The following is an 18,566-nucleotide window of genomic DNA, read 5'->3' as shown; positions in this document are numbered from 1 at the left end:
GCGACCGATTCGAAGGCGCGCGATGCGCGCGCCCGACTGCGTGGCTGCAGCACTCAGAAGGGTGGCGGTTCGTCCGGCGGTGGTCCGCCGCGTGTCGCATCCGGTGGCGGATCCGTGGTGGCGATGGTGAAGCAGACGGCCGGTATGGGTACGTCTTCGCGGTAGACCCGGCCGAGGGGTGAGGTCCATTCCAGGACCCCGCCGCCGATCTGCCTGACCTCCCACTTCGTGAATTGCTTCATCGAGTGGTGTCGTTGGCAGAGGTGGGCGAGGTTGAAGATGTGGGTGTGCCCGCCGAGGGCGTGATCGATCGTGTGGTCGATCTCGCAGCGGAGCGCGGCTCGTCGGCATCCGGGGAACCGGCAGTGCTGGTCGCGCGCCATCAGGAGTTTCTTCATCGAAGCGGTGGGCCGGTAGGTGTCGATCTCGACCGGGGTGCGGGTGACGGGGGCGATGAAGAGCCGGTCCCACTCGCTGACCTGCCCGGCGAGCTCGCGTGCCGTGTCGGCATCGATCAGCGCAGCGCCCACGGCTTCGGCGGGGTTCTCGTCACGCCCCATCAACGTCTCCGCCGTGACGGCGACTTGCACGCGTGCCCGAATCGCGCCGAGCCCACCAGCCCGGTCGGCCCCGTAGGTCGGGTCGACCACGGGCGCCCCACCGAGGACGAGGTCACCGAGGATGTCGGCGCGCAGCTGATCCATCGTCCTGGTGTCGGCGGGCTTACCCGACCCAGCGGCATCCGCCCCGGCACCTTCCGCCCCGTCGCCCTCCGCCCGGGCGTCCTTCACGGACTGCCCCATCTGCGTCAGCCGGTCGAGCATCCCGGCGGCGATGACCGTCGGGAGGTTCGCGACGAGATTCGACATCCCATCCGACCCGTGGAACACCCGTACGCACCGCTCCGCCGCCGCGGTCTTGTGCCGGTCGGTGAACGTCTGCGGGTGAAGCCGGGCTGCCAACGCATCCAGCGCACCCCGCACCCGCGACGGCACGTCCCGCTCGCACACCGCGATCGCGGCTTCCGCGAACGAATCCCGCACCTCATTCGGAAGCCCCGCACCGACCCGCACGACCACATTCACGTGGCCACGTTCGATCTGCCGCTGCACCCACGCCTCGAACACCGCGGGATAGTCGTCGATGACGGTCATCGCATGGTCGATCTCACCCTGCAGCCGCCGATCCGTCAACCGCGCCATCCCGGCCGCTTCGGCCGCGACTGAACGCAACTCCATGTCCGACGCCATACCCCGCACCCCGTCGCGGCGCGCGTCGTGCAGGGCGGCGTGACCCAGGTCGGCCAGCGCCCGGGTGCGAGCGATGTCAGCGGCGTGAGAGAGGTCAAGGGCCTCCGCGTACCTCGCAAAAGCGAGCGCTTGCGACGGCGTGACGTCGTCGCGTCGCGCCTCGCTTCCCCCGTCACTCGCCGTCATGTTCCCATTGTGACAGCGGGGTACGACATCCGAGTCGAACCTATGTTCGGTTGTCGAAAGTCGGGGCACCGTTCCGCCTGGGGAGGAAACGACACCGAGCGACACCGCGCGACCGGCTCCGGTCCGCGCGGTGGTCAGGACAGACGTCGCAGCTTCGTCGTCAGCTGCTCGAGCTGCTCGAGCTCTTCGGTCGACAGCACCGACATCCGTTCGGCGATGGAGCGGCCGTGGGCGGCGGCGAGTCGACGAAACGCCGACATCCCCTCCGGCGTCGCCGTGAGCATTGCGCCGCGGCCATCCGTCGGGTCGCCGCACTTGGTGATGAGGCCGCGCGCGACCATCCGATCGACCAGGCGCGAGACGCTCGGCTGGCTGATGAGCATGTTCGCGGTGACGTCTCGCAGGCGAGCGCGATGGCCCGTGCCTCGCGCGACCGTCAGGAGCACGTCGTACTCGGCCTGGGTCAGCTCATCGCCGGCGAAGTCATTGCTGATGTCGTCGAAGATCTCGTGCTGCGCGCGGAAGAGACTCTCCCACGCGGCAACGGCGCGACGACGATCGTTCATGGCGACAACTTTACTGCCCGCCTATGCTGGTCGGCATGATGCGTCGCACCCGGGCGGCACTCGCGATCGTGGTCCTCGTGCTGATCACGGGCCTTTTCGGGCTGGCGGTCCCTGCCGCGGCATCCGCCGACGAATCCGCCGATCTCGACGCCTTCGTCTTCGATTCGCTCGCCGTGGACTACACCCTCAGCCGCGACGAGGACGGCACGGCCAGGATGCGGGTCGTCGAGACCTTCGTCGCCGATTTCCCCCAGTCCGATCAGAACCGGGGCATGCGCCGCCTTCTGCCCGAGACCTACAACGGGCAGCCGCTGCATCCGGAACTCATCTCGGTCACCGACGAGAACGGCGATGCCCGTCCCGTCGAGACCGACAGCGAGGACGGCACCCTCGGCATCCTGACGCGCGGGCCCGAGTACCTGCACGGGCCGAACACCTTCGTCTTCACCTACGACCTCGAGAATGTCGTGTGGGACTTCCCGGACACCGGGCTCGAGTTCTACTGGGACGTCAACGGCACCGACTGGAACCAGCCGTTCCGGCAGGTGACGGCCACCTTGCGGGTCGACCCCGCTATCGCGGACGCCCTCGCCGGCCGGCAGGCCTGCTATGTCGGCGAGCAGGACAGCACCACGCCGTGTCCCGAGATCGTCGCCTCACCGGACGGAACCGCGATCACCGCCTCGGCGACCGACCTCGCGCCGCACAAGACGCTCACTTTCGCCGTCGGGTTCGAGGAGGGCACGTTCGAGGTGTACGACACCGGGTTCCTGGCGTCGCCGCTCGGATGGCTCCAGTCCGGGTCGACGGCGCTGCTCGCCGGCGCCACCGGCTGGGCGCTGCGCAATCGCCGGCGGTACCTCCGCGACGAGCCCGGGCGCCCGACGGTCATCGCCGAGTACGCGCCACCGCGCCGCATCGATGCGATCGACGCGGCGGTGCTGTTGCAGAAGACGTCGAAGGCGATTCCCGCCGAGGTCCTCGAGCTGGCGCTGGTGGGCGCCATCCGCGTCGTCGACGATGGGAAGAGCCGCTGGGGACGTGCGAAGCTGCAGGCGGAGCTCGTCGACCCTCGGGCCGCAGACGAGAACGGGCGCAGACTCCTGCGCGGCATGTTCCCGCATCACCGTCGTGGTGAGGTCTACCGCTTCGGATCCTCCGACACCCGGCTGTCCACCGAGACCCAGCGGGCGCTGAAGTTGGCCAAAGACAGTCTCCGCGGTCGCGGCATGTACAAGCCCGTGCCGGCGGGAGTGCGTGGCTGGCCCGTCGCCGCATGGGCCATCGCGGCGGGTCTGGTCATCCTGTTCGGTGCGCTCGCGCTGAACGCTTACGTCCACCCCGCACTGCCCATCGTCGGCATCGTTCTGGCGGCGGCGTCGTTCCTGGTGGTCGTCTTCGCGGTCGCCGGTGAGCCGCTGTCGGACACGGGGGCAGAGATCCGCGACCACCTGCGCGGGCTGGACCTCTTCATCCGGTGGGCCGAAGCCGACCGCATCCGGATGCTGCAGTCGCCGACCGGCGCTGAGCGCGAGCCGGTCGCAACGGACGACCCCCGGGAGATGCTCCGGATCTACGAGCGGCTGCTGCCGTACGCCGTGCTGTTCGGCCGCGAGAAGGAGTGGGCTGCGCACCTGACGGCGCTCTACGGCGACGCGGGCATCGCGACGCCGGGGTGGTACGTGGGAACGGCGGCGTTCGATGCGTCATCGTTCGCGGCAGGTATCGGCACGCTGTCGTCGGCGGCATCGTCGTCGTCGTCGACCTCGGGCGGGTCGAGCGGGGGCGGGTCTGCCGGCGGGGGAGGCGGCGGAGGCGGTGGTGGCGGCGCCTGACGCGTCGTCACGCGCGGTCGTCGCGCGCGGTCGTCACGCGCGGTCGGCTCTCGCGGCCGGAAAGCAGTTGAGGGTCCGACCGAAGAGGCATTCGGTCGGACCCTCGTCCCTTTGCACCAAGAGTTTCCTGCAATCACATGCCGGTGGCTGCCACAGCAAAACAGCTACCGTGCGAGCACTCTATAACGGCGAGGTAACGACGAGCAAGGGTTTTCCCGTTATCTTTTCGTAATCATCGGAAACGCTGAGCCGGCACCTCGACGACATCCGGTTTTCGGCCTCCGCAGTGCCGCGGGTCTGTCAGGATGAGCGCGTGCACGCCCACGGCCGAGACACCGCCAGCGGACCCTTCGTGGTCACGCTCGTCGTCGACCTGCCGATCGCCAAGCCCGATGCCCTCGAGACGATCGCCTTCGTATCGGACGGGGCGATCGAGAATGCGGGTACGGCCTTCCCGCGCGTCGGGCTGGGCCGGGACGTGTGGGCCGAGGTGCAGATCCCGAAGTTCGCCGACCCGCCGCCGCTCGCCGTCGACGTCTGCTCGGACGTGTCCTGGGATGTCGCGGCGACAGAGGCCGCGCGGTTGGCCGATGCGCTGCGGCGGGTCGGATGGTCGGTGCGGTCGCCGCGCTCCGACGAGGTCTGAGTCGCCCGCCCGTCGCGGTCCGGTCACGCGGCGACGGCGAAGAGCCCCGCGATCCCGGCGCCGTAGAGAACGAGCACGGTCAGCGAGTCGACACCCATCCCGGCGATCCGCTTCGCCGGCCGGAAGATGAGCCCGACGACGTAGACGAGCGTCAGCAGCGCGGCCAGCGCGGTGAGGTAGATGTCGGCTCCATTCGCCTGCGGCAGCACCGCCTGGCCCGAGATCAGGGTGGCCACGAGGAACAGCACGGGCAGGAACGCATTGCCGCCGAAGATGTCGCTCATCGCGAGATTGTCGTCGCCCTGACGGATGGCCTGCAGCCCCGTGGAGATCTCCGGCAGCGCGGTCGCGAGCGCGAGGATGGTCGCGCCGAACAGCACACCCGACAGGCCGATCTCGTCGGCGATGGCGTCGCCGACCCGCTCCAGCACGACACCGGCTCCGAGCGTCGCGAGCGCGGAGACCGCGAAGATCGCGACGACCGCCCCGGTGCTCATCGAATGATGCGGATGCCGCGGCTTGGCGCGCCGGTGCCCCGGGGTGTGTTCACTCGCACCCGGCGACGTGCCGTTCTCGTGCCAGGGGAGGTGCTTGCCGGCGCGCTGCACGAGGAAGAGCCCGGCGAGCCACAGCGCCGCGATGAGCACGACATCGGGGGTGAGGCGTGCGACGACGAGGTCGCTGGGAAGCTGGCTCCCCGCCATCACGACCGCGAGCACGGCGACCACGATCACGGCTTCGAGCACGAGGACGAGGGATGCGGCGCGATAGGTCAGCGGCCTGACCCCGCGACCGCGCTTGCCGAACAGGTCGAGGATCACCAGCACCACGGTCTGCAGCGCGATGCCACCCAGGATGTTGCCCACGGCGACTTCGAGGTTGCCCGCGATGGCGGCACTGACGGTGATGGCGATCTCGGGCAGGTTCGTGGCCACAGCGAGCACGATCAGCCCGCCGAACGCGCTGCCGATGTGCCAGCGATCGTCGAGGACGTCGGTCGACTTCGAGAGCTGGATGCCGGCCACCCACACCACGGCGGCGGCAGCGGCGAAGACCAGGAGGAGCAGCCAGAGGGGCAGGTTCGACATCCCCTCAGTGCACACCCGAACCGGTGCGACGGCGTACCGCTTGCGTTCGCGGCCGGAATGGACTCCGGCTCAGCGGAGCCAGCTGGACCGGCCGAACCGCTCCCACCGCTCGACGATGTGCACATCGCCGTTGTCCGTGGTCTCGAGCACCGTGGTGCCGCCGATGACGACGTGCTCGACTCGCGACTCCACCGCGAGCGGGTCGCCCGACCACAGGACGAGATCGCCGTCGCGCCCGGCCTCGAGGGCGCCGACGCGGTCGTCGAGTCGCAGGATGCTGGCCGGGTTCGTCGTGAGCGCCTGCAACGCGACATCCGCCGGGAGGCCCTCTCGCACGGCGAGGATCGCCTGCAGACGGATCTGGTCGATCGGCACCACCGGGTGATCGGTCGTGATGGCGACGGTGACGCCGGCCTCGGCGATCAGGGCGAGTGCCCCGATCGCCCGGTCGCGCAGCTCGACCTTCGAGCGCGAGGTGAGCATCGGCCCGAAGATGACGGGGATGCCCTTCTCGGCCAGGACGTCCGCGATCTTGTGGCCTTCGGTGCCGTGGTTCACGACGAGCCGGTAGCCGAACTCCTCGGCGAGCCGGATCGCGGTGACGATGTCGTCGTGACGGTGGCTGTGCTGATCCCACAGCAGCGTGCCGTCGAGCACCTGAGCGAGCGTCTCCTTGCCGAGGTCGCGCTCGAACGGCTCGCCCTTGGCCGCCGCTGCATCCCGCTTCGCGACGTAGTTCTGGGCGCCGACGAAGGCGTCGCGCAACACGGACGCGACGCCCAGGCGGGTCGAGGGCGTCTGCTTCTTGTCGCCGTAGACGCGCTTGGGGTTCTCGCCGAGGGCGGACTTCACCGACACGTTCTCGGCGATCACCTGCTCGTCGACGGTGCGCCCGCCCCACGTCTTGATGGCGACGGTGCGTCCGCCGATCGGGTTGCCCGACCCCGGCTTGATCACGACGGAGGTGACGCCGCCGCGCAGGGCGTCGCGGAACCCGACCTCGTCGATGTCGATGCCGTCGAGCGCGCGGAAGCGGGCGCCGTTGGGGTCGGTCATCTCGTTGGTGTCGTTGCCCGACCAGCCCTCGCCGTCCTCGTGGACTCCGAGGTGGCCGTGGGCCTCGACGAACCCGGGCAGAACCCAGCGCCCCGCGGCATCCACGATCTCGGCGCCGTCGGGCACGGGCGTCTCGGCCCCGCCGACGGCGGTGATCACGCCGTCCGTGACGATCACCGTCCCGCTCTCGATGACGGGCGCGGACACGGGGACGATGCGGCCGTTCACGACGGCGAGGATGCGGGGGGCCATGCCCTCGACCCTATGCCGGACGATCACTGGAGGCAGAACTCGTTGCCTTCGGGGTCTCGCATCTGCCAATACCGCTCGGGCCACGCGCCCCACTGCTGTTCCACCAGTCGCACGACGCTCGCCCCGAGCCCGACGAGACGATCCTTCTCGGCATCCACGGCCTCGGCCGTCGCGCGGCGAGCACCGTCGACGGGTGCGACCGACACGTCGATGTGCAGGCGGTTGCGCCCCCTCTTCGAGCCGGTGACCTCCTCGTCGCGACCGACGGTACTCCCGCCCTCGGACAGTGGGTACACCCGGTATCGCCGGACGGCAACCGGGCTGACCGCTCGCTGGCGACGTCGTAGCGTGAGCCACTCACGAACTGCAGGGAGGAACCACCATGAGCCTCAATGGAAACGTGCCCTTCGTCGCACCCGGTGAGATGCCCATCGACCCGATCGAGGAAGCTCCGACGCTCGAGGTCACGGCCGAGGACCCCGTCGACGAGGACCCCCTCGACGAGGACTGACCCCGCTCCGGAACGGCGAAAGCGCACGTCCGCACGGTCTCCGCGTGAGCGGACCGTGCGGACGTGCGCTTTCGCGAACCGTCAGCGAGCGGTGATCAGTACCAGCCGACCGACTGCGAGTGGCCCCAGGCGCCGCAGGGCGAGCCGTAGCGGCCGGAGATGTAGCCGAGGCCCCAGCGAACCTGGGTGACGGCGTTGGTCTGCCAGTCGCCACCGGCCGAAGCCATCTTGCTGCCGGGAAGCGCCTGCGGGATGCCGTACGCACCGCTGCCGCTGTTGTAGGCCTGGTAGTTCCAGCCCGACTCCTTGTTCCAGAGCGAGACGAGGCACGAGAACTGGTCCTGGCCCCAGCCGAACTCGCCGAGCATGTTGCTCGCGGCCTGCTGCGCGGCGCCGGGGGAGTTGTCGCCCGTCGAAGCGACCGCCGAAGCAGCGGGCGCGGACGAGGACGAGGACGAGGAGCGCGAGCCGCTCGAACGCTGCGCTGCGGCCGCGGCGGCCTCTTCCTCGGCCTTCGCCTTCGCGGCGGCCTCAGCGGCTGCGGCCTCTTCGGCGGCGATCCGCGCGGCCTCTTCCTCGGCGGCCTTCTGCGCCTGTGCGGCCTCGAGACGTCCGCGGAGGTCGGCCGTCTCGGCCTGCACGTCGTCGGTTGCGTCCGTGAGCTGGTCGGTGAGGTCGGGCAGGAGCAGCGTCGGGATGACCTCGGTGTCCTTCAGGCCCTCGATGCGCTCGCGCAGCTGCGTCGTGTCGATCGTCGTCTCGCCCTCGATCGGAAGCGCGGCGGCTGAGACGTCGCCGGTCACGGTGGCGGCCTCGACGACCGATGCCTCAGCCGCGGCGACGGCGTCGCTCGTGGCCTGCTCGATCGCGCTGAGCGGCTTCGCCGTCGACGTGGCCGCGGCGGTCACCAGTGCAGCGCGCTGCATCACCGGTGCGGGGCCGGATGCCGTGGGCAGTGCGGCCGAGGCAGTCGTGCCCACGACCGCGGTCAGCCCCATGGCCAGCCCGAGGGTGAGTGCGGCGGGACGGACGAAGCGGCGGGATGCGGAGCTGGAGCTCACGCTGGCGGAGCGCCGCAGGTCGCGGCGGGTGGTCTGGTTCGACGAAGAAGTCATGCGAACAGGGGCGGTCCTTCGATGTTTGCGGGCACCGCGACAGGCGGCGGGCGTCTCGGGCGGACGCACAAAACTCCCCGAGTCTGCGGGTTGAGTCTGGACGAGTCCCGGACAGTCCCTGGACGTAACCTGAATGCCCGAGCGCGCCGAGCCCATGACGGGGAGCGTTACTCTGGCCGGAACGGCGGCGCTCGGCGGCCGTCCGACCGTCCGCGTCGAAGGAGGAACACGTGGCTGAAATCGAGAGCTTCACGCTGGATCACACCGCTGTGCTGGCCCCGTACGTGCGCCGGATCGGCGTCGAGCACGGACCGGACGGCGGAACCATCACCAACTTCGACGTCCGCTTCGTGCAGCCCAACGCCGGCGAGATCCCGACCGCCGGCATCCACACCATCGAGCACATGCTCGCGGGTCTCCTCCGCGATCGGATCGCGGGGGTCATCGACATCTCGCCGTTCGGATGCCGCACCGGCTTCCACCTGCTCATGTGGGGCGAGCCCGAGGTCGCCGATGTCGTCGCGGCGCTCACCGGCAGCCTGCGGTTCATCGCCGAGGAGGCCGTCGAGGCCGACATTCCGGGCGTCTCCGCTCTCGAGTGCGGCAACTACCGTGACCACTCGCTGCACTCGGCCCGCGAGTGGTCGAAGACCGTCCTCGATCAGGGCATCAGCCTCGACGCCTTCTCCCGCGTCGGCGTCTGACGCCAGCCGACCGACCGCCGCGACGTGACCCCTTCTCGCCACCAGCGCGCGCTGCGAGCCGCCGCTGCCGCGACCCTGGCCACGTTCGTCGCGCTGCTGTCGCACGTCGCAGCGGGAGGCGAACCGCCCTCGGCGCTGGGTGCCGCCCTCCCGTGGGCGCTGTCGCTGATGATCAGCCTCCCCGTCGTCGGGTGCCGCGTCTCGGTCGTGCGCCTCGGTGCCGCGGTCACGGCCGCGCAGACGCTCTTCCACGTCATGTTCGCCCTCGGAGTCGTGCCGCTCGCAGGCTCCGCACGGATGCCCACGCCGGCGTCGGGCCTGACGGGGCCGTTCAGCCTGCACGCGGGACATATGTCGCTCCCGGCATCCCCGTCCGCGCCGGGTGCGATCGCTGCGGCAGCCCCGGACGCCGCGATGATCGGTGCCCACATCCTGGCGGCCGCCATCACGACCCTGCTGCTGCATCGCGGCGAACGGCTGCTCGCGGCGCTCGCCGATCTCGCGCGGCGCATCGCGACGCGGCTGCGGTCTGTGACTCGGGATGCCGTCCCTTCCGCGCCGATGCCGCCGCGTCTGCGCCCCCTCGCGTCGAGCGTTCGCACACCGCGCCTTCGCGCCCTCGTCGCGGCGCCCGCGCGTCGCGGCCCGCCCGCTCTCCTCGCTCTCTGACGCCCCGGCGCCCGTCGGGGCGATCCGTCGTGCGCGCTGACCATGCTTCGCGTGCCGGCACCCCGATGACCGAGGAGTCCCATGTCCATCACCGAGTCATACGCGTCCACCGACGGCGCCGCCGATACGGGCGGCGCGCCCGCCCCCACGTCCCGCGAACACGCTCCGCCCCGGCGGTCGCGTGCGTGGGTCATGCCGCTGCTGCTGCGGATCCACTTCTTCGCCGGCATCCTGGTCGGCCCGTTCATCCTGATCGCGGCGCTCAGCGGAGCGGTCTACGTCGTGACGCCGCAGCTCGAGCGCGTCATCTACGCCCATGAGCTCAGCGCGCCGGTCACCGAGACGACGCTCCCGATCGGCGACCAGGTCCGCATCGCCGAGGGGTACATCGGTGACGCCGCCTCGCTCGCGGCGGTGCGGCCCGCGCCCGCAGCGGGCGACACGACGCGCGTCATGTTCGCCCAGGAGGGGCTCGGTCCGAGCCAGACCCGCGCTGTCTTCGTCGACCCCGGAACGGGCGAGATCCGAGGCGACCTGACGGTCTACGGCACGAGCGGCGCGCTGCCGCTTCGCGCGTGGGTCAGCGACCTGCACCGCAATCTCCACCTCGGCGAGCCGGGCCGCCTCTACAGCGAGTTCGCCGCCTCGTGGCTCGGCATCGTCGTGGTGGCCGGGCTCACGCTCTGGGCGGTGCGGCTGCGTACGGCGCGCGCCAAGAAGGACCTGCTCCGCCCGAAGCGCGGAGCGCGGGGCTACCGACGCCTCTTCGGGTGGCACGCGTCGCTCGGAGTCTGGCTCGTACTCGGAGCGCTCTTCCTGTCTGCCTCCGGCATCACGTGGTCCACCTACGGCGGTGCGAACGTCTCGACGCTGCGAGCGGCACTGTCGTGGCAGAACCCGGCGCTGTCGACGGCGCTCGGTGACACCGGCTCCGGTGGTGCTGCGGGAGCCCATGCGGACCACGGGGTCGTCGCGGCGCCGACCGCCGCGGTCTCACCCGACACCTTCGACGACGTGCTCGCGGTCGCGCGCACCGAGAACGTGAACGTCGGCCTCATCGAGATCCGGCCGCCCTCGGCTGCGGGGCAGGCGTGGGTCGTCCAGGAGATCCAGCGCAGCTTCCCGACGGAGGTCGACGGTGTCGCGATCGACGGCGACACGCTCGCGGTCGTGGACCGGGTCGACTTCGCGGACTACCCGTTCATGGCGAAGCTCGCGCGGTGGGCCGTCGACCTCCACATGGGGTCGATGTTCGGCCTCGTGAATCAGCTCGTCCTGTTCGTGGTCGCCGCAGGGATCGCGACGATGGTCGTGCTCGGGTACCTGATGTGGTGGAAGCGCCGGCCCACCCGCGACCCCGCTCGCCGGATGGGCACGGTCCCCGGCGAGGCCCTTCCGAACGCGCCGGTATGGGGTGTCGTGCTCGTGGTGGCCGTCGCGATCGGCATCGGGTACTTCCTTCCCCTCGTCGGCCTGCCGCTCGCCGCGTTCGTCATCGGGGATGCGCTCGTACAGGGCGCCCGGGGTCGTCGGGCGCGGAGATCTTCCTCCGGGGGAGCGGAAACGAGTGTGGTCAGGCCATGACTGGTCAAGCCCTCGTTCCCGGCGAATTCTCAGGGTAAAGTTCCGGGCGAAGAACTCCGGCCACCCGTCGGAGAACAGGAGAGAAGCCATGGCGACAAGCCCCGCTGAATCGATCGTCGACGCCGTCGGCGGTCCGGCAAACATCGAGAGTCTGACGCACTGCGCCACGCGCCTGCGTTTCCAACTGCGCGATTCCTCGAACGTCGATCAGTCGACGGTCGAGGCGATCCCCGGCGTCATGGGCGCCGTGCCGCAGGCCGGGAACCGCTACCAGGTCGTCATCGGCGGAGCCGTCCAGAACGTCTACAACGACATCAACGCGCTCCCCTCGATGTCGGGCGCCGGCGGTGGCGCTGTCGACGAGGACGACATCGACTCGGTCAAGGCGCGCGAGCGCGCGAAGGGCCCGCGCGGCAAGGTCGCCTGGCTCGACTCCCTGTTCGAGTTCCTCTCGGACTCGTTCCGCCCCATCCTCGGCGCGCTGCTGGGCGCATCTCTGTTCATCACGTTCATGGCGCTGATGGCGACGCTCGGCGTCATCCCGGCCTGGAACGCCCCGGGCGTCGTCCTCGACCCGTCGTGGCAGTTCGTCAACCTGATGTGGCAGTGCGTCTTCATCTTCCTGCCGCTCATGGTCGCCTACAACGCGGCCAAGAAGGTCGGGGCCGACCCGTGGGTCGGCTTCGCGATCATGGCCGTCGTGATGCTGCCGCAGTTCTCGGGTCTGGCGACTCAGGAGGGCGCGCAGCAGATCAACTTCCTCGGTTCGGACATCACGACCGTCTCGGTCTTCGGTCTGCCGCTGACGATCTTCGACTACAGCTCGCAGGTGTTCCCGCCGCTGCTCATGGCGGGTGCGCTCGGGCTGCTCTGGAAGGGGCTGCGCAAGGTCATCCCCGAGAACATCCAGCTGATCTTCGTGCCGTTCCTGGCGATGCTGATCATGATCCCGCTCACGGCCTTCCTCATCGGACCCATCGGTGTGTACGCGGGTGCCGGTCTCGCGAACCTGCTGAGCTCGATCAACGACTTCTCGCCGTTCATCTTCGCGGTCGTCATCCCGCTCGCGTATCCCTTCATGGTTCCGCTCGGCCTGCACTGGCCGATCAACGCGATCATGCTGCTGAACATCCAGAACCTCGGCTACGACTTCATCCAGGGCCCGATGGGTGCGTGGAACTTCGCCTGCTTCGGCGCGACCGCCGGCGTGCTGTGGATCTCGTGGCGTGCCCGTGACAAGCAGATGCGGCAGACGGCGACGGGAGCCCTCGCGGCCGGTCTGCTCGGCGGCATCTCGGAACCCTCGCTCTACGGCATCCACCTGCGCTTCAAGCGCATCTACCCCCGGATGCTCGTCGGATGCCTCGTCGGTGGTCTCATCATCGGCATCGGAGGTGGCGTCAAGACGCAGGCGTTCGTGTTCACGTCGCTCCTGACGATCCCTGCCTTCGACTCGGTCGTCCTCTACGGCATCGCCGTGCTCGCGGCGTTCGTCGTCGCGATGGCCCTCGTCATCATCAGCGACTACCGAACGCCCGAGCAGCGCGCCGAGTTCGAGGCGCAGCGCGATAAGGCCGAGGCGAAGGCCGGCGCGACGGCTGCCGGTGCTGCGGCAGCGCCCGCTGCGGCTGCGGCCTCGGGCTCGGGCTCGTCGACCGCGGCACCCAAGCAGACCGCGCAGGGGACCGCGACCGCGACCCTCGACAAGCCCGGCGCCACCGATGAGGTGTCGGCGGCGATCGAGATCGCGTCTCCGCTCGACGGCACGGCCGTCGCGCTCTCCGAGGTGCCGGACCCCGTCTTCGGTGGCGGCGTCATGGGTCCGGGTGTCGCGATCGAGCCGACGGGCAACACCGTCGTCTCGCCCGGTGCCGGAACAGTCGCGGCTGCACAGCCGACCGGTCACGCGTTCGGCCTCGAGCTCGACAACGGGGTGGAACTGCTCATCCACGTCGGCATCGACACCGTCAACCTGAAGGGCGAGGGCTTCGAGGTCCACGTCAAGGCCGGTGACCGCGTCGAGCAGGGCACGCCCCTCGTGACGTTCGACCGTGCCGTGATCGAGAAGGCGGGCTACCCGCTGATCACGCCGGTCATCGTCCTCAACGGCGACGCGTTCGCGACGGTCGACCCCGTGGGCTTCGGCCCGACGACGACCGGCGCCCCCCTCCTGGTCCTGGAGAAGTAACCCCCAACCCCCGACCCCAACGTCGACTCGCCACGAATCGCGGATGCCGGGCCCCCGGCATCCGCAGATTCTGGCGAGTCGACGTTTTACGTCGGCGTGGTCAGGGGAGGCGGCGGAGCAGGAGGACGCCGTCGAGCGGGTGCGGGGGACGGGATGCCGCGTGGCTCGATGCCGCAGAGGCCCCGTGCTCGCGGATCTCTGGCCGCTCGACGATCTCCTCGCGCTCGACGATCTCCTCGCGCTCGACGACCCACTCGGCGGGATCGAGGTCGAGTGCGGCGCGCTCCTCGGCGGGCGTGGGGAACGGAGGATGGTCGGGATGGTCGTGCGGCTCGCCGTCCCCGGGGCCGCGCGGCGGTCCGCCGGTATGCGACACGACGAGCAGTCGCCCGCCCGGGGCGACGTGGCGGAGGGCGGCGCGCAGGAGCGGGATGCGGGAGAACTCCGGGTCCCACGAGTGCAGGAAGCTCGTCGTCACAAGGTCGAACTCGCCGAGCTCGGCCGCGTCGATCTCCCCGGCGACGAAGGTCGCGTCGACCTGAGCGTCACGGGCGGCCGCCTGGGCCCGTGAGACCGCCGTCGGCGACAGGTCGACGCCGGTCACCGACCACCCGCGCGATGCGAGCCACAGGGCGTCGCCGCCCTCGCCGCAGCCCAGATCGAGCGCCGCGGCCGGAGTGAGCGAGCCCGCCGCCTCGAGCTCGGCGATCACCGTCGAGGTCGTCTCGTTCACCCGCCCCGACCATACCCGGTCCGTCTCGGCGTATCGCGCCTCCCAGTCGGCGGCGTGACCGCGGCGGCGCTCGAGCGCTGCGGCGGCGTCGCGGCCGACGAGCGCGGCGTTGACCGCGGCGCCGGCCATCGACCCGGCGCCCATCGACAGGGGGACGTTCGCCATCGGTGCGACGACGTTGCCGGCGGCCCACACGAGGGGGTGGCTCGTCGCCCCCGCCGCATCGACGGCGATGAACGACCCGACCGGTCCGTCGGCGCGGGCGAGGTCGAGCCCGGCGAGGAAGCCGTCGTGAGGCTCGAGGTGTCCGCCGGTGAAGATCGCGTCGATCGCCACGCGCTGCCCATCGGCGGTCACGACAGCGCCGATCGCCGCGTCGTGGGCGTCGTCCGCCGCTTCCGCCGGGCCGGTGACGGCGACTACGGGCGAGGAGACGGTGCGGATGCCGCGAGCGCGCAGCCGCTCCCGCACGTCGTCCCCGAGGTCACCCGCCGCAGCGGTGAACGCCACGACGTCGGGGCTCCACTGCCGTACGAGCTCGATCTGGTGCAGGCTCATCGGCGACGTCGCGAGCACGCCGATACGGCGATCGCGCACTTCCCAGCCGTGGCAGTAGGGGCAGTGCAGCACGGTCCGTCCCCAGCGCTCGGCGAGCCCCGGCACATCGGGCATGCGGTCGGAGACGCCGGTCGCGACGAGAAGCGCTCGCGTCGTGATCCGCTCGGTGCCGCCGGCAAGGCCGACCTCGAGGCCGCCGTCGATCTCGGTCACCGACGCGACGCGTGCTGAGCGGAAGACGACGCCGTAGCGTTCCGTCTCTTCTCGGCCACGCCGGCGGAGCTCGGCGGGCGAGGTCCCGTCGAAGCCCACGACGGCGTGCATGTGCTCGGCGAACCGATTGCGGGGGCTGTCGGAGTCGAGCACGAGGGTGCGGCGGCGGGCCCGCCCGAGCATCTGCGCGGCGCTGAGGCCGGCGGGGCCGGCGCCGACGATGACGACGTCCTGATCGAGATTCTGCATGTCGAACAGCATCCGGATTCGAGTGCTCTCTGGCAAACAGGTTTGCGGAAATGGCAAACTGGATGCATGACCGGACTGGATCAGATCGGCCCGCGCCTGCGCGCGGCCAGGCAGGAACGCGGGCTCACCCTCGAAGAGCTCGCGGAGCGGGCGGGCATGTCGACGAGCACGCTCTCGCGGCTCGAGTCGGGCAAGCGTCAGGCGAACCTCGAGCTTCTCGTGCCGCTCACGCGGCAGCTCGGCATCCGGATCGACGATCTCGTGCCCGCCGAGCATCCCGATCCCCGGGTGCGTCGGCCCGCGACGACCCGGCACGGTCATGTCGTCGCGCCGCTGACGCGCGAGAGCTCACCCGTGCAGACCTACAAGGTGACGTTCCCGCCGTCCGATGAGGCGCCGGCCCCTCGTGTCCACGACGGCTTCGAGTGGTTCTACGTGCTGAGCGGGCGGATCCGGCTCGTGCTCGACGACCAGGAGCTCATCCTCGCGCGGGGCGAGGCGGCGGAGTTCGACACCCGCACCCCGCATTCCATCAGCGCGGTGGGTACGCGCCCCGCCGAGGTCATCAGCATCTTCAACGCCGCCGGTGAGCGCATGCATACCCTGACGGCCCCCTCCTGACACCCGCCCCCTACGCGTCGACTCGCCGAGAACTGCGGATGCCGGTGTCCCGGCATTCGCGTTCTCTGGCGAGTCGACGGTGTGTGTTTGTGGGTCAGGAGTGGCGGTGCGTGCGGTAGTAGGCGAGGAGGGCCTGGGTCGAGGCGTCCTGCGCGGCGAGCGCGTCGGCGTCGCCCTCGATCGCGGGCGCGATCTGCAGGGCAAGCTGCTTGCCGAGCTCGACACCCCACTGGTCGAACGAGTTGATGCCCCAGATCGTGCCCTGCGTGAAGGTGATGTGCTCGTAGAGCGCGATGAGCTCGCCGAGCACTCTCGGGGTGAGCGCGGGCGCGAAGATCGACGTCGTCGGACGGTTGCCCGCGAACGTCCGTGCCGCGACGAGCGCTCCGGTCGTGCCCTCGGCCTCGACCTCCTCGGCGGTCTTGCCGAAGGCGAGCGCCTTCGTCTGCGCCAGGAAGTTCGCGAGGAACAGCCCGTGCACGTCGCGCCCGCCGTCGGTGAGCGGGTGGGCCGGGTTGACGAAGGCGATGAAGTCGGCGGGGATCAGCCGCGTGCCCTGGTGGATGAGCTGGTAGAACGCGTGCTGGCCGTTGGTGCCGGGCTCACCCCAGAAGACCTCGCCGGTGTCGGAGGTGACGGGGGTGCCGTCCCAGCGGACCGACTTGCCGTTCGACTCCATCGTGAGCTGCTGCAGGTAGGCCGCGAAGCGGTGCAGCTGCTGCGCGTAAGGGAGCACCGCGTGCGTCTGGGCGCCGAGGAAGTTGGTGTACCAGACGTTGAGCAGGCCCATGAGAACCGGCACGTTCTTCTCGAGCGGGGTGGATGCCACGTGCTCGTCGACCGCGTGGAAGCCGGCGAGCAGGTCGCGGAACGCGTCGGGGCCGAGCTCGATCACGAGCGACAGGCCGATCGCCGAGTCGACGGAGTAGCGGCCGCCGACCCAGTCCCAGAATCCGAACGCGTTGGCGGGGTCGATGCCGAAGGCCTCGACCTTGTCGAGCGCGGTCGAGACGGCGACGAAGTGGTGGGCGACGGCGTCCGTCTTCTGCGCCTCGCCGTCGTCGATCGCGCCGGCCTCCTGCAGCCCGGCCCACAGCCAGTCGCGGGCGAGGCGCGCGTTGGTGAGGGTCTCGAGGGTCGTGAAGGTCTTCGACGCGACGATGAACAGTGTCGTCTCGGGGTCGAGGTCGGCGGTCTTGTTCGCGATGTCGAACGGGTCGATGTTCGACACGAACCGCGCCTGGATGCCGGCGGTCGCGTACGGCCGAAGCGCCTCCGAGATCATGACCGGTCCGAGGTCGGAGCCGCCGATGCCGATGTTGACGACGTGGGTCACCTTCTTGCCGGTGATGCCGGTCCATTCGCCCGAGCGCACCCGGCCGGCGAAGGCCGACATCTTCTCGAGCACGGCCTGGACGTCGGCGTCGATGTCCTGGCCGTCGACGACGAGCTCGGGTGAGGCGCCGGCGGGGCGACGCAGGGCAGTGTGGAGCACCGCGCGGTCTTCACTGGTGTTGATGTGCTCGCCGGAGACCATCGCGGCGTAGCGCTCGGCGACGCCGGTCTGCTCGGCCAGGCGCACGAGGGCGGCGACGATCTCATCGGTGACGAGGTTCTTCGACAGGTCGACGTGCAGGTCGGCCAGCGGCAGGCTCAGACGCTCGACGCGCCCGGGGTCGCTGTCGAACCACCCGCGGAGGTCGGGGGTGAAGCCCTTCTTCAGCGACTCGAGGTCGGTCCAGGCGGCGGTGGTGGTGGCATCGATGGGAGCAGCGGTCACGCTCTCACGGTAGCCGCGCCGCGGTGTCCGCGTCCACGCGGCGCGGCGGAAGAACTCTCGACGACGCGCCCGTCGACCAGGCGGCACACGGCATCGACGTCGCCGAGCTCTGCCAGATCGTGCGTGACGGCGACGACGGCCGTGCCCGTGCTCGCCACGGCGGCGAGAGCGGATGCGACGGCGTCGCGGGATGCCGCATCCAGTCCGCTCATCGGTTCGTCGAGCAGCAGCAGGTCGGCCTCCTGCGCGAGGGCTTGCGCGATGTACGCCCGCTGGCGCTGGCCGCCCGAGAGCAGGCCGAGCGGCCGCCGGGCGAGCGGGGCCAGCCCGACGGTGTCGATCGCTTCGGCGATGCGCGCGCGGTCGCTGCGCCGCAGCGGCAGGAATGGTCCCCGCTCGCGCCAGCGCCCCATCGCGACCAGGTCGGCCACGGTCAGCGGCAGGCGGGCGCCGTCGTTCGAGGTCTGCGGTACGAGACCGACGCGGATGCCGGGTTCCCGGCGCACCGTTCCCGAGGTGGGGGAGAGGAGCCCGGCCGCGACGGCGATCAGGGTCGACTTCCCCGACCCGTTGGCGCCCACGATCGCGTGGACCTCTCCGCCGGTCACGTCGAGATCCACGCCGCGAAGGGCGAGGTGCCCGTCGAAGGCGACGGTCACCTCCCGCAGGGCGACGACGGAGCCACCGGGGACGAGTGGGGTGGTGGAGCTGGACATCCACCCAGTATTGCAAATGAAAACGGTTCTCACTTTCATGTAAGGT

The 18,566-nt window shown here is 70.4% G+C and carries 17 protein-coding genes; 8 read left to right on the top strand and 9 right to left on the bottom strand.

Features of this window, described 5'->3' with window-relative positions:
* Positions 1-53: 53 nt before the first annotated feature.
* Positions 54-1,436 carry an HNH endonuclease gene (locus ACLBWJ_RS06010; protein ID WP_447659885.1) on the bottom strand — a complete coding sequence of 461 codons (1,383 nt, stop codon included), beginning with the start codon at positions 1,434-1,436 and terminating at the stop codon, positions 54-56.
* Between the two features lie 134 nt (positions 1,437-1,570).
* Positions 1,571-2,002 carry a MarR family winged helix-turn-helix transcriptional regulator gene (locus ACLBWJ_RS06005; RefSeq protein ID WP_354451258.1) on the bottom strand — a complete coding sequence of 144 codons (432 nt, stop codon included), beginning with the start codon at positions 2,000-2,002 and terminating at the stop codon, positions 1,571-1,573.
* Positions 2,003-2,037: 35 nt separating this feature from the next.
* Here ACLBWJ_RS06005 and ACLBWJ_RS06000 point away from each other — a divergent pair, with 35 nt between their 5' ends.
* The gene (locus ACLBWJ_RS06000; RefSeq protein WP_447659884.1) at positions 2,038-3,837 is read left to right on the top strand and encodes a DUF2207 domain-containing protein; all 1,800 of its coding nucleotides are present in this window, start codon (positions 2,038-2,040) and stop codon (positions 3,835-3,837) included.
* Between the two features lie 313 nt (positions 3,838-4,150).
* Positions 4,151-4,483 (top strand): hypothetical protein, encoded by a 333-nt coding sequence (locus ACLBWJ_RS05995; protein ID WP_112616605.1) that lies wholly within the window; start codon positions 4,151-4,153, stop codon positions 4,481-4,483.
* Between the two features lie 23 nt (positions 4,484-4,506).
* Here the strand turns inward: ACLBWJ_RS05995 and ACLBWJ_RS05990 are convergent, their stop codons facing one another.
* The 3 genes from ACLBWJ_RS05990 to ACLBWJ_RS05980 all read right to left on the bottom strand — a co-directional run bounded on the left by ACLBWJ_RS05990 (position 4,507) and on the right by ACLBWJ_RS05980 (position 7,175).
* Positions 4,507-5,571: a sodium:calcium antiporter gene (locus tag ACLBWJ_RS05990; protein WP_447659883.1), complete on the bottom strand. Its 1,065-nt coding sequence runs from the start codon at positions 5,569-5,571 to the stop codon at positions 4,507-4,509.
* A gap of 69 nt (positions 5,572-5,640) precedes the next feature.
* Complete coding sequence (locus ACLBWJ_RS05985) at positions 5,641-6,879, bottom strand: amidohydrolase (protein ID WP_447659882.1); 1,239 nt, start codon at positions 6,877-6,879, stop codon at positions 5,641-5,643.
* A 23-nt stretch (positions 6,880-6,902) separates the two neighbouring features.
* Positions 6,903-7,175 (bottom strand): VOC family protein, encoded by a 273-nt coding sequence (locus tag ACLBWJ_RS05980; protein WP_114588191.1) that lies wholly within the window; start codon positions 7,173-7,175, stop codon positions 6,903-6,905.
* Between the two features lie 86 nt (positions 7,176-7,261).
* Here ACLBWJ_RS05980 and ACLBWJ_RS05975 point away from each other — a divergent pair, with 86 nt between their 5' ends.
* Positions 7,262-7,390: a hypothetical protein gene (locus ACLBWJ_RS05975; protein WP_447659881.1), complete on the top strand. Its 129-nt coding sequence runs from the start codon at positions 7,262-7,264 to the stop codon at positions 7,388-7,390.
* Positions 7,391-7,485: 95 nt separating this feature from the next.
* Here ACLBWJ_RS05975 and ACLBWJ_RS05970 read toward each other — a convergent pair whose 3' ends face one another.
* Positions 7,486-8,505, bottom strand: coding sequence for an aggregation-promoting factor C-terminal-like domain-containing protein (locus ACLBWJ_RS05970; protein ID WP_447659880.1), 1,020 nt, complete (start codon positions 8,503-8,505; stop codon positions 7,486-7,488).
* A 230-nt stretch (positions 8,506-8,735) separates the two neighbouring features.
* Between ACLBWJ_RS05970 and ACLBWJ_RS05965 the strand changes: the two genes are divergently transcribed.
* The 4 genes from ACLBWJ_RS05965 to ACLBWJ_RS05950 all read left to right on the top strand — a co-directional run bounded on the left by ACLBWJ_RS05965 (position 8,736) and on the right by ACLBWJ_RS05950 (position 13,650).
* Positions 8,736-9,209: an S-ribosylhomocysteine lyase gene (locus ACLBWJ_RS05965; protein WP_114588189.1), complete on the top strand. Its 474-nt coding sequence runs from the start codon at positions 8,736-8,738 to the stop codon at positions 9,207-9,209.
* Between the two features lie 24 nt (positions 9,210-9,233).
* Complete coding sequence (locus ACLBWJ_RS05960; protein WP_404568252.1) at positions 9,234-9,878, top strand: hypothetical protein; 645 nt, start codon at positions 9,234-9,236, stop codon at positions 9,876-9,878.
* 81 nt (positions 9,879-9,959) lie between these two features.
* Positions 9,960-11,462 carry a PepSY-associated TM helix domain-containing protein gene (locus tag ACLBWJ_RS05955; protein ID WP_447659879.1) on the top strand — a complete coding sequence of 501 codons (1,503 nt, stop codon included), beginning with the start codon at positions 9,960-9,962 and terminating at the stop codon, positions 11,460-11,462.
* A gap of 88 nt (positions 11,463-11,550) precedes the next feature.
* Positions 11,551-13,650 (top strand): glucose PTS transporter subunit IIA, encoded by a 2,100-nt coding sequence (locus ACLBWJ_RS05950; RefSeq protein WP_447659878.1) that lies wholly within the window; start codon positions 11,551-11,553, stop codon positions 13,648-13,650.
* A gap of 100 nt (positions 13,651-13,750) precedes the next feature.
* Here ACLBWJ_RS05950 and ACLBWJ_RS05945 read toward each other — a convergent pair whose 3' ends face one another.
* A complete protein-coding gene (locus ACLBWJ_RS05945; RefSeq protein WP_447659877.1) occupies positions 13,751-15,403 on the bottom strand; it encodes an FAD-dependent oxidoreductase in 1,653 nt (550 codons plus the stop codon).
* Between the two features lie 66 nt (positions 15,404-15,469).
* On the opposite strand from ACLBWJ_RS05945, the gene ACLBWJ_RS05940 reads away from it, so the two are divergent.
* Complete coding sequence (locus tag ACLBWJ_RS05940) at positions 15,470-16,024, top strand: helix-turn-helix domain-containing protein (protein ID WP_112616623.1); 555 nt, start codon at positions 15,470-15,472, stop codon at positions 16,022-16,024.
* Between the two features lie 94 nt (positions 16,025-16,118).
* Here ACLBWJ_RS05940 and pgi read toward each other — a convergent pair whose 3' ends face one another.
* Entirely contained in the window at positions 16,119-17,804 is a 1,686-nt protein-coding gene (pgi, locus tag ACLBWJ_RS05935) for a glucose-6-phosphate isomerase (RefSeq protein WP_274178426.1), read from the bottom strand.
* Entirely contained in the window at positions 17,801-18,520 is a 720-nt protein-coding gene (gene aztA, locus ACLBWJ_RS05930; protein ID WP_274178427.1) for a zinc ABC transporter ATP-binding protein AztA, read from the bottom strand. The genes pgi and aztA overlap by 4 nt, the downstream gene beginning before the upstream one ends.
* Positions 18,521-18,566: the final 46 nt, after the last annotated feature.

It is taken from the genome of Microbacterium sp. M4A5_1d, from assembly GCF_053345465.1.
The sequence above is the reverse complement of the archived record's forward strand: the minus strand, read 5'-3'. Positions and strand labels throughout refer to the sequence as shown.

Coding starts and splice junctions, on each gene's coding strand:
- ACLBWJ_RS06005 (WP_354451258.1), bottom strand. CDS start 2,002: ATGAACGATCGTCGTCGCGCCGTTGCCGCGTGGGAGAGTCTCTTCCGC.
- ACLBWJ_RS06010 (WP_447659885.1), bottom strand. CDS start 1,436: ATGACGGCGAGTGACGGGGGAAGCGAGGCGCGACGCGACGACGTCACG.
- ACLBWJ_RS05940 (WP_112616623.1), top strand. CDS start 15,470: ATGACCGGACTGGATCAGATCGGCCCGCGCCTGCGCGCGGCCAGGCAG.
- ACLBWJ_RS05975 (WP_447659881.1), top strand. CDS start 7,262: ATGAGCCTCAATGGAAACGTGCCCTTCGTCGCACCCGGTGAGATGCCC.
- ACLBWJ_RS05950 (WP_447659878.1), top strand. CDS start 11,551: ATGGCGACAAGCCCCGCTGAATCGATCGTCGACGCCGTCGGCGGTCCG.
- ACLBWJ_RS05985 (WP_447659882.1), bottom strand. CDS start 6,879: ATGGCCCCCCGCATCCTCGCCGTCGTGAACGGCCGCATCGTCCCCGTG.
- ACLBWJ_RS05945 (WP_447659877.1), bottom strand. CDS start 15,403: ATGCAGAATCTCGATCAGGACGTCGTCATCGTCGGCGCCGGCCCCGCC.
- aztA (WP_274178427.1), bottom strand. CDS start 18,520: ATGTCCAGCTCCACCACCCCACTCGTCCCCGGTGGCTCCGTCGTCGCC.
- ACLBWJ_RS06000 (WP_447659884.1), top strand. CDS start 2,038: ATGATGCGTCGCACCCGGGCGGCACTCGCGATCGTGGTCCTCGTGCTG.
- ACLBWJ_RS05970 (WP_447659880.1), bottom strand. CDS start 8,505: ATGACTTCTTCGTCGAACCAGACCACCCGCCGCGACCTGCGGCGCTCC.
- ACLBWJ_RS05955 (WP_447659879.1), top strand. CDS start 9,960: ATGTCCATCACCGAGTCATACGCGTCCACCGACGGCGCCGCCGATACG.
- ACLBWJ_RS05990 (WP_447659883.1), bottom strand. CDS start 5,571: ATGTCGAACCTGCCCCTCTGGCTGCTCCTCCTGGTCTTCGCCGCTGCC.